Below are 13,957 nucleotides of genomic sequence, written 5' to 3'. Positions count from 1 at the left end.
TCCTTTACGCGATCAGGTTTTCGTGTGCGAGTGTACAAGCAAAAGCTTGTAACAAGGCTAGAGTTGGGCCCCGACGTGTTTGCACAGTCGCAGCAATTGGCTGCTGTATCCCCACTCGTTGTCGTACCACGCCACTACCTTAACTAGATTGTCACCAATCACTTTGGTTAAGGGGGCATCAAAAATCGCCCCGTGTCCGTTGCCCACGATATCGCTAGACACCAACGGATCGTCTGAGTATTGGACGATTCCAGATAAGTAACCGTCCGCCGCTTTCTGCACGGCGGCGTTAATCTCCTCCACTGAGACAGTTCGCTCAGCTTGGAACGTCAATTCCATCGCAGATCCGGTCAGAGTTGGGACTCGTAGCGCATACCCATCGAGTTTTCCGGCAAGCTCCGGGATCACCAAACCAACTGCTTTCGCTGCACCGGTAGAGGTAGGAACGATATTCTGTGCAGCAGCGCGAGCCCGGCGTAGATCTTTATGCGGCCCATCGACAAGCTGCTGATCACCGGTGTAAGCGTGGATAGTCGTCATTAAACCATTTGCGATCCCAAATTCTTGGTTTAGGATTTGCGCAATTGGCGCCAAGCAATTTGTAGTACACGAGGCCGCGGAAATGACATTCTGCTGCGCAGGGTCATAATTATCGGAATTGATGCCGTAAACGAATGTGCCGTCGACGTCTTTGCCCGGTGCGGACAAGATGACCTTTTTCGCACCTGAGTCCAGATGTGGATGAGCCTGTTCATTAGAACGGAACTTACCAGTGGCTTCAACGACAATATCTACATTGAAGGTTTTCCAAAGTAATTGTGAGGGATCTTTGATGTTAGTTAACGCGATACGGTGTCCATCAACCAGCAATTCTGCTGCCAAGTGGGCGTCATTAGCAGCCGAGCCTTCTTTGCTAGGAGCCTCGATCGAGACATCTGCCGCTAGAATCCCGAGCCCGGTGTCGAATTTCAACAAATGAGCTAAGGTTTCTGGTCCTGCCACGTCATTAATGGCAACGATCTCAATATCGCCCGGTGATTCTAGGACGGCGCGCAGAAAGCTGCGCCCAATGCGGCCAAAGCCGTTAATTGCTACGCGAGTCATGCTTATATTTTACCCGGTATTTTAGGACTTCGTCGGCTCTGAACTATCTCCCTCGCCGGTGAAGTGCTCAGCGCCTCCCAAATCATCGTCGAAGAGGTCTTCATCAATGCCTTCTGAGGTATCCGGAATCCCAAGTTCTTCTGCGCGTTTATCAGCCATTGACAGCAATCTGCGGATACGTCCGGCTACCGCATCTTTCGTCATTTGCGGATCCCCGAGGCGACCGAGTTCTTCTAAGGAAGCCTGCCTGTATTTCACTCGCAGATTACCTGCCTCAGCCAAGTGCTCGGGCACGTCATCTCCCAAAATTTCCATTGCGCGGTGTACCCGGGCAGCTGCAGTAACTGCCGCACGTGCAGAGCGACGCAAATTAGCATCATCGAAATTAGCCAAACGGTTTTGTGAGGCACGCGCTTCCCGACGCAGGCGCTTTTCGTCCCACTCTAAACGCGTCATTTGCGCCCCCATGCGTGTCAACAATGCGCCAATTGCTTCCCCGTCGCGGATAACCACGCGATCAGTCCCACGTGATTCCTTCGTCTTTGCGGATATGCCAAGCCTGCGCGCACAACCTACCAACGCCAACGCGGCCTCTTGGCACGGACAAGCAACTTCCAGCGAAGAAGAACGACCAGGTTCGGTCAACAATCCTTGCGCCAAAAAAGCCCCACGCCAAGCTGCTTCATTATCAGCGATAGTCCCGGAAATCACCTGCGGTGGTAACCCGACCACGGGGTGCCCGGATTTCGTGACCAAACCGAGTCGCCGGGCAATGGTTTTCGCATTCCGGCTAATTCGCAACTGGTACCGAGGAGTCTTGTGCGTACCTGCTAGGCCCGTGGGAGTGGGGCGAATCACGATATTAAACAATTCTTCTATGTCTTTGGCCAAACGTTCCGCAACCGCCCGTGAACTGAGTTCTACTTCAAAGGTGAGTGCATCACCTACGACTTCCATGGTGGATGCAAGACGTAGGATAGCGGCGACTTCCGCGCTTCGAGCAGATTGTTTCGTCGGAACCACCCTGGTGAGTTCTTCTTGGACCTGTTCTGTCAGTCCCATCGCGTCACCCCTGTTTCTCTTCGGTTGGTTCAATTTCGGCCGGCTCCTGGTCATGGGTGTATCTAACGTAAACATCGCTCAGAACCTGGGCCAGTTTTAGTTCATCATGTCGCGAACTTGCTCTGCCAGCCTCGTCGATTTCTCGAACATCAGCAAAAACCATCGAGGCCTGCAGAATGCGCGCTGCTTTCTGCAAATATTCGCGCTCAGATTCCGAGGTTACCGATGCCGAATCACAAATGACTACGTCGACATGCAAGCCCGGCGCATGTTGCGCTAAGACGTGGATATGACGCTCATAGGAAAATCCCTGCGTTTCGCCAGGCTCACCATTGAGGTTGAGCACCAAGATTCTTAAAGCATCGGACTCATTAATTGCACGCACTACCTGTGGAAGCACAAGATGCGGGATCACACTAGAAAACCATGAGCCGGGGCCTAGCGTGACCAGATCAGCTCCACGGATAGCCTCGAGTGCTGCGGGGTTAATTTCAGGGTTTTCTGGAATAACACTGACTCGCCGTACCTGCCCTGGTGTCGATGCGACAGCTACCTGACCACGAACTGAACGCATTACCCTTGGGTCGTCATCTAGACCAGACACGTCCGCTTGAATATCCAACGGCTCTGTACACACCGGCAGTACCCGGCCCTGAGCACCGGTGAGTCGCATGACCGCATCGAGAGCGGCCTGTTCCTGACCAAGAATTTCTTTCAAACCGGTAATCAATAAATTACCTAGGGCATGACCAGCCAGCGCGCCACTACCACCAAACCGATGTTGAAGGGTCTGTTCCCAAAACTTACCTTCCGCATCATCGCGCACTGACAAGGCGACTAACGCCATGCGGAGGTCACCAGGCGGAATCATATCGAATTCCTTACGCAATCGCCCAGAACTACCACCGTCATCAGCGACAGTGACGATTGCCGAAATATCCTCTGGAGCAAGCCGTCGCGCAGCTTTCAGCGTTTGAAACAGCCCATGGCCGCCCCCTAATGAGGCAATACGTAAGGGGCCTGGCTGTTTCTGACCTTGCTGGACTTCTAAGACACGCGAAGACACCGCGTTCGATGGGGTTGATTCGGGCTGTTCGGACTGTTCTGACTCTGCAGCCATAGCGCAGTATTATTCCTTCGTAGGTTGTATTACATATACGGAGTGCGGGTACTAAGGAGCAGTACCTAGGGTCTCTAGCAACAATTCTGTCTTCGACCCCTAAGGCAGCTAAGAGCGCTCAAAATCACGATGCATGATAGTAACCTCGAGTTCATCACGGATCCGCAGCCTCCGAGCAAGCTCCTCCGAAATGGCAACTGATCGATGATGACCACCAGTACAACCTATTGCCACCGTGATGAAATTTTTACCTTCGTGCCGATAACCATCAAGCATGGAATCAAGCATCTTCTCGAAATTCGCGATAAAACTATGAGCAGCCGGGCTAGCCAAGACATAGTCGGCTACTGGCCCATCGGTGCCGCGGTATTCTCGCAATTCCGGAACCCAATACGGATTAGGCAAAAATCGCACATCGAGGACCAAATCCGCATCCCGTGGTGCCCCATGTTTAAACCCAAATGACTCGACAGTGACATGCTGCTTATCCAGACCTGTGGAACCGAAACTGGCTTCCATTGCACGACGTAAATCATGCACAGACAGATTTGAAGAATCGATAATGACGTCAGCTCGTTCTTTGAGTGCAGAAATTGCTGCCCGTTCTCGTTCAATACCGATTTGCAAGGTATCTTTTTCTTGCAACGGGTGGGTTCTGCGCACCGAATCAAAACGCCGAATCAAAACATCGTCACGGGCATCCATAAACAAAACTGTGACCGGCATATTCCGATTCTTTAGCTCATCCATAGCAGACAAGATCGAGCCACCAAACATACGCGAGCGAACATCCGCTACGACTGCCACTTTGTCAACCGGGGAATTGTCGTCTGCACACAAATCAAACAACTGCACCATAAGCTCCGGTGGCAAATTATGAGCGACATAGAACCCTTTGTCTTCCAGTACACGAGCAGCTGTAGACAGGCCGGCTCCAGACATTCCGGTAAGCAAAATTGGCGACGTGGCGAATGCGGTCATGCTGTAAAGCATAGTCGCTGGATCACACCAGTGCGATTCGCTTCCTTACTTATGGAGCGCAGCATAAATACTTTCTGCTAACGCAGGACCAAACCCCTTCACCTCAGTAATTTCCTTCACGCTGGCTTGCTTTAACTTTTTGACCGAACCAAAATGCTTCACCAAATCTGCGCGCCGGGCTGGACCCAAGCCAGGTACCGCGTCTAACGCTGAGCTGCGCATGCGCTTGGAACGCTGCTGACGGTGATAGCTAATTGCAAAGCGATGTGCTTCGTCGCGAATGTGCTGCAGCAAATAAAGTGCTTCACTGCCGCGTGGAAGGATAATCGGCTCTTCTTCACCGGGAACCCAGATTTCTTCGAGCCGTTTAGCCAAACCAATCAATGCTACATCGTTAACGCCAAGATCATCGAAAACTTTCTGTGCTGCATTAACCTGCGGTAAGCCACCATCGACGACGAATAATTGCGGTGGGTAGGCAAAACGATTCCCATCCGCGGATTCTTCTGTGACGTCCTCGTCTGCAAACGTGCTCGCTTCAAATTCTTCATCAGGCACATGCAATTTATCATCCTGGTGACGCTTGAACCGTCGCCGCGTGACCTCAGCGATGGAAGCAACGTCATCTGAATGCCCACCACCTGCAGCTTCCTTTATTCGGTAACGACGATAACTTGCTTTGCGTGGAAGACCGTCCTCAAAAACGACTAATGACGCGACCACGTCTGTGCCCTGAATATGCGAAATATCGATGCACTCAATACGTAGCGGGGCGCTATCCAAGAACAGAGAAGTCTGCAGATCTTGCAGGGCCGCCGACCGCGCGGTGAGATCACCGACGCGTTTTAGCTTGTGCTGTTTCAGCGCATCTAGGGCATTCCGATACACGGTGTCCATGAGGGCTTTTTTCTCGCCTCGTTGTGGTACCCGAACTTCCACTGACCCACCACGTAGATCAGATAATACTGTCGATACCTGTTTAACATCTTGTGGTTCGGTATGCACCATGATCTGGCGTGGAATCACATCGCGCGTGGTAGTCCGCGCTGCTTCGTCGTGTTCTTGGATTTCTAGCCTGGATTCTTGATCTACCCCGCGCCTGTCAATGAGTTTAGCGTCTTCCGCTGCTTCCATTTCTTCACGCTCAGCAGCATCGGAATAGAACTGGACCAAAAAATTTTCTATCAGTTCTGGAAGCTCCGTCAATTTTTCTACTACCCAGCCGCGCTGACCACGGATACGTCCATCGCGCACATGGAAAATCTGCACTGCAGCTTCCAATTCATCATCTGCGAAAGCGATAAGGTCTGCTGCCGTACCATCCCCCAGCACCACCGTCTGCTGCTCCATCAGCTTGTCGATCGCCCCTAGGTCATCACGCAAGCGTGCCGCTTTCTCAAATTCGAGTTCCTCTGACGCTTTTTCCATGTCTGCAGTCAGACGCTTAACGACGTCGTTAGTTCGTCCACGCATGAAACCAACCAACCCGTTCACGGTTTCCCGATGTTCATCGGCACTGACCCGTCCAATACACGGCGCATCGCATTTGCCGATATAACCTAGCAAGCATGGCCTGCCCAACCGTTCGTGTCGGCGATATACACCGGATGAACAGCTACGCATTGGGAAAACTCGCAACAACAAATCCATGGTTTCTCGCACCGCCCAAGCATGTGCGTATGGACCGAAATACCGGACTCCACGTTTTCTTGGCCCTCGGTAGAAAAACACTCGAGGAACCTGTTCTCCCACTGACACCGCGAGCATCGGATATGTCTTGTCATCGCGGTACATGACATTAAATCGGGGGTCGAATCTCTTGATCCAGGTGTACTCCAGCTGAAGTGCTTCGACCTCGCTAGCGACGACTGTCCATTCCACAGAATCTGCGGTCTGCACCATTTGCCGTGTCCTGGGGTGCAGTTGCGTGATGTCCTGGAAATAATTCGATAAACGTGCCCGGAGGTTCTTCGCCTTACCGACGTAAACTACCCGACGATTCTCATCACGAAATTTGTAGACGCCGGGTTCCGTGGGGATAGTTCCGGGCGCCGGCCGGTACGTTGCTGGATCACTCATCGCTAAGAAAAATTTCGCTATTCTTCGGGCATGTATTGGGCTTCAAGCTCGCGGAATTTTCGTACCGCCTGGATGGTGTCCGCACCATCAGAAACTTGAATCGCCCACAACGGCATATACTCGAATTCAGGAAGTTCGAGACGTGCCATACGAGCACCTTCGGGAACGGATAGTCCGTAAATGAGTTGCCAATAATAAAACCGAGTTCCGATAATATTACGGACTTCTACGCCATCACTATTGACCCGCACACGAGGACGCGAAAGCGCGAGCCAAACTAAAACAGAAATAATCACGCCGACGCCGGGAAATGCAATGAAATCGACGCCAGTGACCGATGCCCCAGTAAATTCGAGGCTAAGTTGCCACGCCATAAAAATGTGAACAGCCATGATGATCGGGATCAAGAGCGTGGCGTAGACGCGCAGTTTACGAGAAGTAATGGTTAACTCCCACGGTTTATTGCTCGTCACCGAAAATGGATCCAACGCGGTATACGCTGCTAATTTCTTTTCGTCGAGCTGCTGTTCTTTGTGAAACTGTTGGTGGGAATTCGTCTCATCAGATTGGGACGTCATGCTTGTTCCTCGCAAATGTCTGTCTCACGGTGGTGCGCAGTGGCACGCAGCTCACGAAGGGTAGCCAATGTGTCAAGCGCTGCAGCCATGGCCTCACCACCCTTATCCTCAATCGAATCCGGAAACCCAGCTCTGGCACGTGCCTGCTCTTGGGAATTCACGGTCAACACCCCGTTGGTAACCGGGGTCGATTCATCCAGACTCACCCGGGTCAACCCCTGGGTCACAGAATCACAGACATAATCAAAGTGCGGGGTTCCGCCCCGAATCACGCAACCCAAAGCAACCACGGCGTCGAATTGCCGTGCCGCTTGCTGGACAACAACTGGCAGCTCAATCGCACCCATGACACGTGCTTCCGAAACCGTGGCCCCTGCTTCAGCAGCCACGGCTAGCGCCCGGGAGCGCATCTGCTCACAGACTTCCTGGTTCCAGCGAGTGCTCACTACGCATACTCGCACCCCTTTAGCGCTGCCTAGGGGGATCTGCGGTGCTCCACCGTGTGCCATGTCAGCTCCTTGCTGTAAATAGATATATGATGACGCAAATTTGCCGCGGATTATTGTGGACGTTGCACATCCCAGTCCGCAACCGTTGGCAAGTCATGCCCCATGCGGTCACGTTTCGTACGTAGATACGCGATGTTATCTTCGTTCGCTTCGGTAAGCAGTGCAGTGCGTTTAGATACTTCGACGCCAAACCCTTCCAAGGCTTCAGCCTTGAACGGGTTATTGGTCAACAAATTCGCGCTCGCGATTCCCAGATCAGCCAAAATCTGACCAGCCACGGAAAATTCGCGTGCGTCCGCAGGCAGCCCTTGTTCCAAATTCGCGTCTACGGTATCGGCACCACTTTCCTGCAGACGATAAGCTTTAAGCTTGGCGAGAAGCCCGATGCCCCGGCCCTCGTGTCCGCGAATATAGATCACTACGCCGCTACCAGCTCTTTGGATATAGTCAATCGCTTGATCCAGCTGCTGTCCACAGTCACAGCGACGCGAGTGGAAAACATCACCAGTGAGACATTCCGAATGCACGCGTACTGGGACGTCTGTGGCATTGTGCAACTCGTCCACCGAGCCCGCGATCAGTGCCACATGCTCCGTCCCATCCACCTGGTGGCGGTACCCGAGCGCAGTCATCGGTCCAGCATCCGTCGGCAAGCTGGTTGCTACCTCACGGACCACCTGCATTTCATTACGACGTCGCCACTGAATCATTTGCTCTATTGAGATCAAAGCCAGGTCATGGGTATCGGCAAATTCCCGTAGTTCCGGAAGACGTGCCATATCGGTCGGGTCTTTTTCCGACACAATTTCACAGATCACACCGGCCGGGCGCAAACCTGCCAAGCGTGCCAAATCAACAGAAGCTTCGGTGTGTCCGTTGCGGTCCAACACACCATTAGGGCGAGCGCTCAGGGGTACGACGTGGCCCGGGCGGGTGAACTGCTCCCGATGCGCATCCGCGGACGCCAATGCACGCAAGGTCTTGGCACGACTAGCCGCAGAAATACCAGTGGTGCCGTCATTGAAATCAACAGTCACGGTATAAGCCGTACCGCGCACGTCCTCGTTAACCGCCGCCATAGGCGGCAAGCCCAGCTGATTGAGGTCGTCTGGAAGCATCGGCGCGCAGATATAACCAGAGGTGTACCGGACCATAAAAGCCACTAATTCTGGAGTAGCTTTTTCTGCGGCAAAAATTAGATCGCCTTCGTTTTCGCGGTCTTCATCATCTACGACCACTACAGCTTTGCCTGCCCGAATATCGGCTATTGCACGTTCGACGCTATCAAGCTTGATTGCTTTGCCATCCTGGGTGACCTCGATGCTCATATGTCTCCACTTTAGTGTGTGTCTGACGGAAAGCTATAACCGGTCGGTGTTCCCGCGGCCAACAGCTTTTCGACGTATTTGCCGATGATGTCGACCTCTAGATTAACCCTCTCGCCCACTGCCAAGGTGCCTAAGGTGGTTTCGGACAATGTCGTAGGGATCAAGGAGACTTCAAACCAGTCGCCACTGTCAGCATTAGGGATAGGAGTCGTTCTAGGAATCGCTTCAAATTCTGGACCAGAGGGCACAGTCGATGTCGCGGCCGTGGCCGCAGCTGATGGTCTAGGAGTCTCAGAAATAGCAGACACAGTCAAAGACACACCGCTGATAGCAATAGACCCTTTTTCTACGACGTATTTTGCCAGTTGCGCTGGTAATTCGAAGCGCAAAACTTCCCAGTTCTCTGAGGGAGTGCGAGAAACCAGTCGCGCTGTACCATCAACATGCCCTTGCATGATGTGCCCACCAAGTCGCGCGTCGGCACGGAGTGCACGTTCGAGGTTCACTATGCTGCCAGGGCGCAAGTCGCCCAGCACTGAACGATTTAGTGATTCCTGCATGACGTCAGCGCCAAAAACTCCGGATTCAACATCCAACTCCGCAACCGTCAAGCAGACGCCGTTGACTGCTATGGAATCCCCCAGGCTGGCATCGTGCATGATTCTCCCACCTTGGATGCTCATACGAACCGCATCACCGACGTTGTCGACCGTTACGACCTCACCAGTGTTTTCTACCAATCCACTAAACATTTATCGCCTTTCTCCGTAGCTTATCTACTTCGCTCCCGGCACCATGGTCAACAACACATCATTGCCAAGTCTTTCGACACGATTGATCTCTAAACGCATGCCATCTGCCAGATTCACACCAACAGCAGAAGCAAGCACACTACGCCCGTCTCCTAGCAATAACGGTGCCACATATGCTTGCACTGCATCGACGTAACCACTCCCGACAAATGAACTCAGGAGTTTCGGACCGCCCTCGACTAGCACATCTCGACAGCCCTGTTCCCATAAGGCAGTCAGAGCAGTAGGAATATCGGGATATTGTGCAAAGCCGAGACGCTGCAAATTACTGCATGCGGACAAATCTGACTTGCCGATTACCACACGACGTGGCTGCTGCTTATACAACAAGGTTTCTCCGGTTTCGGAGATATAGCGAGCGGTCAACGATGGATTATCGGCTAACGCTGTCCCCGTGCCAATAATGATCGCATCACGTTTACTGCGATCGAGATGCACCCTCTCTCTTGCCTTAGAACCAGTGATCCACTTGCTTGATCCGTCAGATGCAGCACTAAACCCATCGACCGATTGTGCGAACTTTGCCGTGACGTGCACTCGTCCCATGGCTGTAGCCTGCAGCCATGGCTCCAGCTCGTCGCCTAAAATCGCGGTGGAATCCCGCTGCAAAAGACCAGAGGCCCCAAGATGATGAACCGCAATTCCCGCCGCGCGTAGTTTTTCTGCACCACCGGCTGCAATCACATTGGGGTCAGCATGTAAATAATGCACTGAAGCCACACCTGCATCGATGAGAGCTTGCGAGCACGGGCCGGTCCTGCCTTGATGGTTGCACGGTTCGAGGGTGACCACTACATGCGCACCCTTCGAAGACCTACCCGCCTGGTCCAACGCAACAATTTCTGCATGTCGCCCACCTGGCGGTTCAGTGGCGCCGACTCCACAAATATCTCCATTTTCAGTCAGAATTACTGCCCCTACGGGCGGATTCGGGCTTGTACTACCACGGACCTCCAGGGCTGCTCGGTGAGCTGCCGAGAGCGCAGCGTTGAGAATACGAGCGTCTAAGGCGCTCGCAGAAAATTCAGAAGTCATTTAGTGTTGTGTCGCCCCAGTCGCTAACGCGCGAAGATGATTCACCGCTGCTGCCGGATCTGTTTTCTTGAAGACCGCGGAGCCTGCAACGAAGGCGTCACAACCAGCTTCAGCGGATTTCTCGATTGTATGTTCTGAAATTCCGCCGTCAATCTCGATGAGACAATCAAGATTCCGCTCATCAATGGCCTGGCGCAGTGCGCGAACTTTGTCTAATTGGTCAGGCATGAACGATTGTCCACCAAATCCGGGCTCGACACTCATTACCAAGGCCAAGTCGAAATGTTCAAGATCCGCAAGATACGGCTCAATCGGGGTAGCTGGTTTCAGCGAGAAGCCAGCACGAACGCCTTTTTCCCGGATCTTTTTGGCTAAAGCAACATGGTCATCAGCCGCTTCTACATGGAAGATGATGCAATCAGCACCGGCAGCAATATAGGTATCGACCCAGTGCTCCGGATTTTCGATCATCAAATGCACATCTAAATACTGCTCAGTGATCTTATCGACGGTTGCGGTCACATCCGGACCAAACGACAAGTTTGGGACAAAATGTCCGTCCATGATGTCCACGTGAATCCAGTCAGCGTTGTCAACGCTACGGACTTGATCGCCAAGACTGGAAAAATCCGCAGCCAAAATAGACGGCGCGATCAAGGCCCGCCGCTTGATTAATGGATCAGAAATAGAAGACGACGCATCAAGGGGCGAGACTCCCGGAGAGGAATTTGCTGAATCACGAACAGACATACTGGCCATTCTACGGTTATTCGGGCTAACGTCTAGTCCACTGGTTTAGGTACTCTTCCGGCGGAGCACAGCAAAAAACATAGCGTCAGTGCCGTGCCTATGTGGCCACATCTGTGCCGAAAGGAAATTCCCAGTGCCGATTCCTGGAATGTCCGGAAGAGTTGCCAACGCTGATAATTCTTCTACCGCCGGGCCGTCAGTATCCCCCAAAATTGTGTCAACGATTGACCGCGTTTCACGCAGGTCTGGCGAGCACGTGGAATAAACCACCACCCCACCTGGTCGCACCAACTGCAGCGCTGAGCGTAATAACTCCACTTGCAGTGTATTCAAATCCAGAATATCGCGATCGTCTTTTTTCCAGCGTGCTTCCGGACGTCGACGTAACGCTCCCAGCCCTGAGCATGGGGCGTCGACAAGCACCCGGTCAAAGCCAGCTGCTAACCCCGGACTTCTACCGTCAGCCACGTGCACTGTGACCGGCAAATCAGCCACCGTTGAGCGAATCAATTCCGCACGGTGAGGCGAGACTTCCACCGCGTCTACCGAGGCACCATCGATGGCGGCTAAAGCACCTAACAGAGCAGCTTTTCCACCAGGCCCAGCACAAAGGTCGAGCCAACGCCCAGAGTCCTCTCCCAGCACCTCGGCTTCCACGACCGCACGCGCAATCAACTGCGAACCTTCATCTTGCACTGCCGCCATTGACTGCTGCACTGGTTCCAGTGCCCCCGGGTTGCCACCAGACTCCAAGTACACCGCATATGGGCTATACCTGCCGGTTTCTCCCCCAATCATCAACGCGAGTTCTTCAGCACTAATCTCTCCTGGACGCGCGACCAAATGCACCAATGGGCGCTCTGAATCGGCCGCAAGCGCAGCGGCAAGTTCTGGATGAATCCCGTCAGAATGCGGGCTTTCCACATCTAAGCTGGCATCTTGGTTTTCCGCTAACAACGCCTCATTGAACGCCCCTGCAATCCACTCAGGGTGCGCATGTTCAAATGCCAAACCAGCGAGTTCACTTTCTGGTCGCAGCTGTGCGATCCATTGCTCTCGGGGGGTTCGGCCGACCGTGCGCAAAATGCCGTTAACAAAACCTTTAGCCTTACCATGCTCAGCCGATTCGACTAGCCGTACTGAAGTATCCACAGCAGCATGATCATCAACGCGCGTAAACAACAACTGGTAAGTTCCCAAGCGAAGGGCATTCAGGACCGGCGTGGCGAGCGAGTCCAACTCGCGTGACGAGCACGCGTCAATCACAGTATCGAGAACGCCAAGCGACCGGAGACAGCCATAGGTGATTTCTGTTGCAAACGCAGCATCACGCCCTTTAACACGCTCTTCCCGCAAACATTTCGGCAAAATCAAATTCGCATAGGCATCATCGTCGCTAACCCGATTCAAGACCGCAAAGGCAAGCAGGCGAGGCTTGTCGACGCCCGCTGTCTCGCGGTGTGTTCGCTTCTGTCGCTTCTGCTGCTTGTAGCTGTGTGGACGCCGCTTGTCATGCTGTTGCGACTTAGCTCCTCGAGCATCCGTCTTTTTTCCAGTCTGGTTGCCTGCTTTATCCGCTAAACGTGGGGATTCGCCGGAACGCGACCGAGATCGAAATCCGCCAGCTGCTGCACTCATGACAAAATTCCTTCCGGTTGATTTCCGCGCGCCCAAGCTGCGGCATCCATTCTCTTCTTTCCTGGTGCTTGGACCATTCCCAAGCGCACTGGTGTAGTAGCGGTGCCAACAAACACATCGTTTTTCGCAACATACAATTCGCCAGCAGACAAAGATTTCTTCGCAAACAGGGCCGCAGCGTCACTCCCCGCTGTAACCAGCGTCACCGGTGCAATCTTTAAACGTTGCTCACCGAGCATCGTCCACGCGCCAGGACCGGGTGTATAAGCCCGAATGTGCCGATCGATCGCAAAATCTGGTTGTGACCAATCGATGTGCGCCTGCTCAGCAGAAATTTTCGGGGCGTAGGTGGCCTCACCAGATTGCGGCTGCGCCTCTAAGCGTTCGTCGGCCAGCCCATCCATGGTAGCAACCAACAAATCCGCGCCGGAATAAGCCAGACGCGTCAACAGATCATCCGCCGTATCGTCGTCACGAATAACCTCCGTCACCGTGCCAAATACGTCCCCGGTATCAAGCCCTTCTTCAATCCGGAATGTGCTGGCACCAGTAATATCATCGCCATGCGCAATTGCAGCTTGCACCGGAGCCGCTCCGCGCCACTGTGGAAGTAGAGAAAAATGCAGATTAATCCAGCCATGCCGGGCAACGTCCAACAAATCCGTACTAATCAATTTACCGTAGGCCACCACCGCGATTGCCTCCGGAGCTAATTCCTGCAACCAGGCGCGAACCTGAGAACCAGCCTCGCTGTCAGCACGCAAAGTCTCGGGAGTAAGCACCTCAATCCCACGTTCCCGAGCCAAAGCTGCAACCGGCGACGACGCCAAACTACGACCGCGCCCTTTCCGTGCATCTGGACGGGTAAGCACACCGACGACCTCGTGCTCAGATTCCAAGAGTGCTTCCAAAGCCACAACAGCCGGCTCCGGTGTACCAGCAAACACAATCCGCATTGTTC

The 13,957-nt window shown here is 53.4% G+C and carries 13 protein-coding genes; all 13 read right to left on the bottom strand.

Annotation, left to right across the window (positions count from 1 at the left end):
• Positions 1–57: 57 nt before the first annotated feature.
• The 13 genes from gap to fmt all read right to left on the bottom strand — a co-directional run bounded on the left by gap (position 58) and on the right by fmt (position 13,952).
• Positions 58–1,104 (bottom strand): type I glyceraldehyde-3-phosphate dehydrogenase, encoded by a 1,047-nt coding sequence (gap, locus tag HMPREF1292_RS07860; RefSeq protein ID WP_023019436.1) that lies wholly within the window; start codon positions 1,102–1,104, stop codon positions 58–60.
• A 21-nt stretch (positions 1,105–1,125) separates the two neighbouring features.
• On the bottom strand, positions 1,126–2,166 hold the full coding sequence (gene whiA, locus HMPREF1292_RS07855; protein ID WP_021353962.1) for a DNA-binding protein WhiA: 1,041 nt from the start codon (positions 2,164–2,166) through the stop codon (positions 1,126–1,128).
• A 4-nt stretch (positions 2,167–2,170) separates the two neighbouring features.
• On the bottom strand, positions 2,171–3,286 hold the full coding sequence (gene yvcK / locus HMPREF1292_RS07850) for a uridine diphosphate-N-acetylglucosamine-binding protein YvcK (RefSeq protein ID WP_023019435.1): 1,116 nt from the start codon (positions 3,284–3,286) through the stop codon (positions 2,171–2,173).
• A gap of 108 nt (positions 3,287–3,394) precedes the next feature.
• Positions 3,395–4,279, bottom strand: coding sequence for an RNase adapter RapZ (gene rapZ / locus HMPREF1292_RS07845; RefSeq protein WP_021353964.1), 885 nt, complete (start codon positions 4,277–4,279; stop codon positions 3,395–3,397).
• 33 nt (positions 4,280–4,312) lie between these two features.
• Entirely contained in the window at positions 4,313–6,346 is a 2,034-nt protein-coding gene (uvrC, locus tag HMPREF1292_RS07840; protein WP_027017938.1) for an excinuclease ABC subunit UvrC, read from the bottom strand.
• 17 nt (positions 6,347–6,363) lie between these two features.
• The gene (locus HMPREF1292_RS07835; RefSeq protein ID WP_021353967.1) at positions 6,364–6,924 is read right to left on the bottom strand and encodes a PH domain-containing protein; all 561 of its coding nucleotides are present in this window, start codon (positions 6,922–6,924) and stop codon (positions 6,364–6,366) included.
• Entirely contained in the window at positions 6,921–7,433 is a 513-nt protein-coding gene (gene ribH / locus HMPREF1292_RS07830; RefSeq protein WP_023019433.1) for a 6,7-dimethyl-8-ribityllumazine synthase, read from the bottom strand. The genes HMPREF1292_RS07835 and ribH overlap by 4 nt, the downstream gene beginning before the upstream one ends.
• A 50-nt stretch (positions 7,434–7,483) precedes the next feature.
• Positions 7,484–8,761 carry a bifunctional 3,4-dihydroxy-2-butanone-4-phosphate synthase/GTP cyclohydrolase II gene (locus HMPREF1292_RS07825; protein ID WP_023019432.1) on the bottom strand — a complete coding sequence of 426 codons (1,278 nt, stop codon included), beginning with the start codon at positions 8,759–8,761 and terminating at the stop codon, positions 7,484–7,486.
• 11 nt (positions 8,762–8,772) lie between these two features.
• Positions 8,773–9,513: a riboflavin synthase gene (locus tag HMPREF1292_RS07820; RefSeq protein ID WP_023019431.1), complete on the bottom strand. Its 741-nt coding sequence runs from the start codon at positions 9,511–9,513 to the stop codon at positions 8,773–8,775.
• A gap of 24 nt (positions 9,514–9,537) precedes the next feature.
• On the bottom strand, positions 9,538–10,608 hold the full coding sequence (gene ribD / locus HMPREF1292_RS07815; RefSeq protein ID WP_023019430.1) for a bifunctional diaminohydroxyphosphoribosylaminopyrimidine deaminase/5-amino-6-(5-phosphoribosylamino)uracil reductase RibD: 1,071 nt from the start codon (positions 10,606–10,608) through the stop codon (positions 9,538–9,540).
• Complete coding sequence (gene rpe, locus HMPREF1292_RS07810) at positions 10,609–11,358, bottom strand: ribulose-phosphate 3-epimerase (RefSeq protein WP_023019429.1); 750 nt, start codon at positions 11,356–11,358, stop codon at positions 10,609–10,611.
• 45 nt (positions 11,359–11,403) lie between these two features.
• Complete coding sequence (locus HMPREF1292_RS07805) at positions 11,404–12,996, bottom strand: RsmB/NOP family class I SAM-dependent RNA methyltransferase (RefSeq protein WP_021353973.1); 1,593 nt, start codon at positions 12,994–12,996, stop codon at positions 11,404–11,406.
• Entirely contained in the window at positions 12,993–13,952 is a 960-nt protein-coding gene (fmt, locus tag HMPREF1292_RS07800; RefSeq protein ID WP_021353974.1) for a methionyl-tRNA formyltransferase, read from the bottom strand. The genes HMPREF1292_RS07805 and fmt overlap by 4 nt, the downstream gene beginning before the upstream one ends.
• Between the last annotated feature and the right edge of the window lie 5 nt (positions 13,953–13,957).

It is taken from the genome of Corynebacterium sp. KPL1995, assembly GCF_000477935.1.
GTDB lineage: Bacteria > Actinomycetota > Actinomycetes > Mycobacteriales > Mycobacteriaceae > Corynebacterium > Corynebacterium pseudodiphtheriticum.
This window is presented reverse-complemented; position numbering and strand designations above follow the sequence as displayed.

Bases quoted from the DNA above. Each gene is read 5' to 3' on its own strand.
- gap (WP_023019436.1), bottom strand. From the start codon at position 1,104: ATGACTCGCGTAGCAATTAACGGCTTTGGCCGCATTGGGCGCAGCTTT.
- whiA (WP_021353962.1), bottom strand. From the start codon at position 2,166: ATGGGACTGACAGAACAGGTCCAAGAAGAACTCACCAGGGTGGTTCCG.
- yvcK (WP_023019435.1), bottom strand. From the start codon at position 3,286: ATGGCTGCAGAGTCAGAACAGTCCGAACAGCCCGAATCAACCCCATCG.
- rapZ (WP_021353964.1), bottom strand. From the start codon at position 4,279: ATGCTTTACAGCATGACCGCATTCGCCACGTCGCCAATTTTGCTTACC.
- uvrC (WP_027017938.1), bottom strand. From the start codon at position 6,346: ATGAGTGATCCAGCAACGTACCGGCCGGCGCCCGGAACTATCCCCACG.
- HMPREF1292_RS07835 (WP_021353967.1), bottom strand. From the start codon at position 6,924: ATGACGTCCCAATCTGATGAGACGAATTCCCACCAACAGTTTCACAAA.
- ribH (WP_023019433.1), bottom strand. From the start codon at position 7,433: ATGGCACACGGTGGAGCACCGCAGATCCCCCTAGGCAGCGCTAAAGGG.
- HMPREF1292_RS07825 (WP_023019432.1), bottom strand. From the start codon at position 8,761: ATGAGCATCGAGGTCACCCAGGATGGCAAAGCAATCAAGCTTGATAGC.
- HMPREF1292_RS07820 (WP_023019431.1), bottom strand. From the start codon at position 9,513: ATGTTTAGTGGATTGGTAGAAAACACTGGTGAGGTCGTAACGGTCGAC.
- ribD (WP_023019430.1), bottom strand. From the start codon at position 10,608: ATGACTTCTGAATTTTCTGCGAGCGCCTTAGACGCTCGTATTCTCAAC.
- rpe (WP_023019429.1), bottom strand. From the start codon at position 11,358: ATGTCTGTTCGTGATTCAGCAAATTCCTCTCCGGGAGTCTCGCCCCTT.
- HMPREF1292_RS07805 (WP_021353973.1), bottom strand. From the start codon at position 12,996: ATGAGTGCAGCAGCTGGCGGATTTCGATCTCGGTCGCGTTCCGGCGAA.
- fmt (WP_021353974.1), bottom strand. From the start codon at position 13,952: ATGCGGATTGTGTTTGCTGGTACACCGGAGCCGGCTGTTGTGGCTTTG.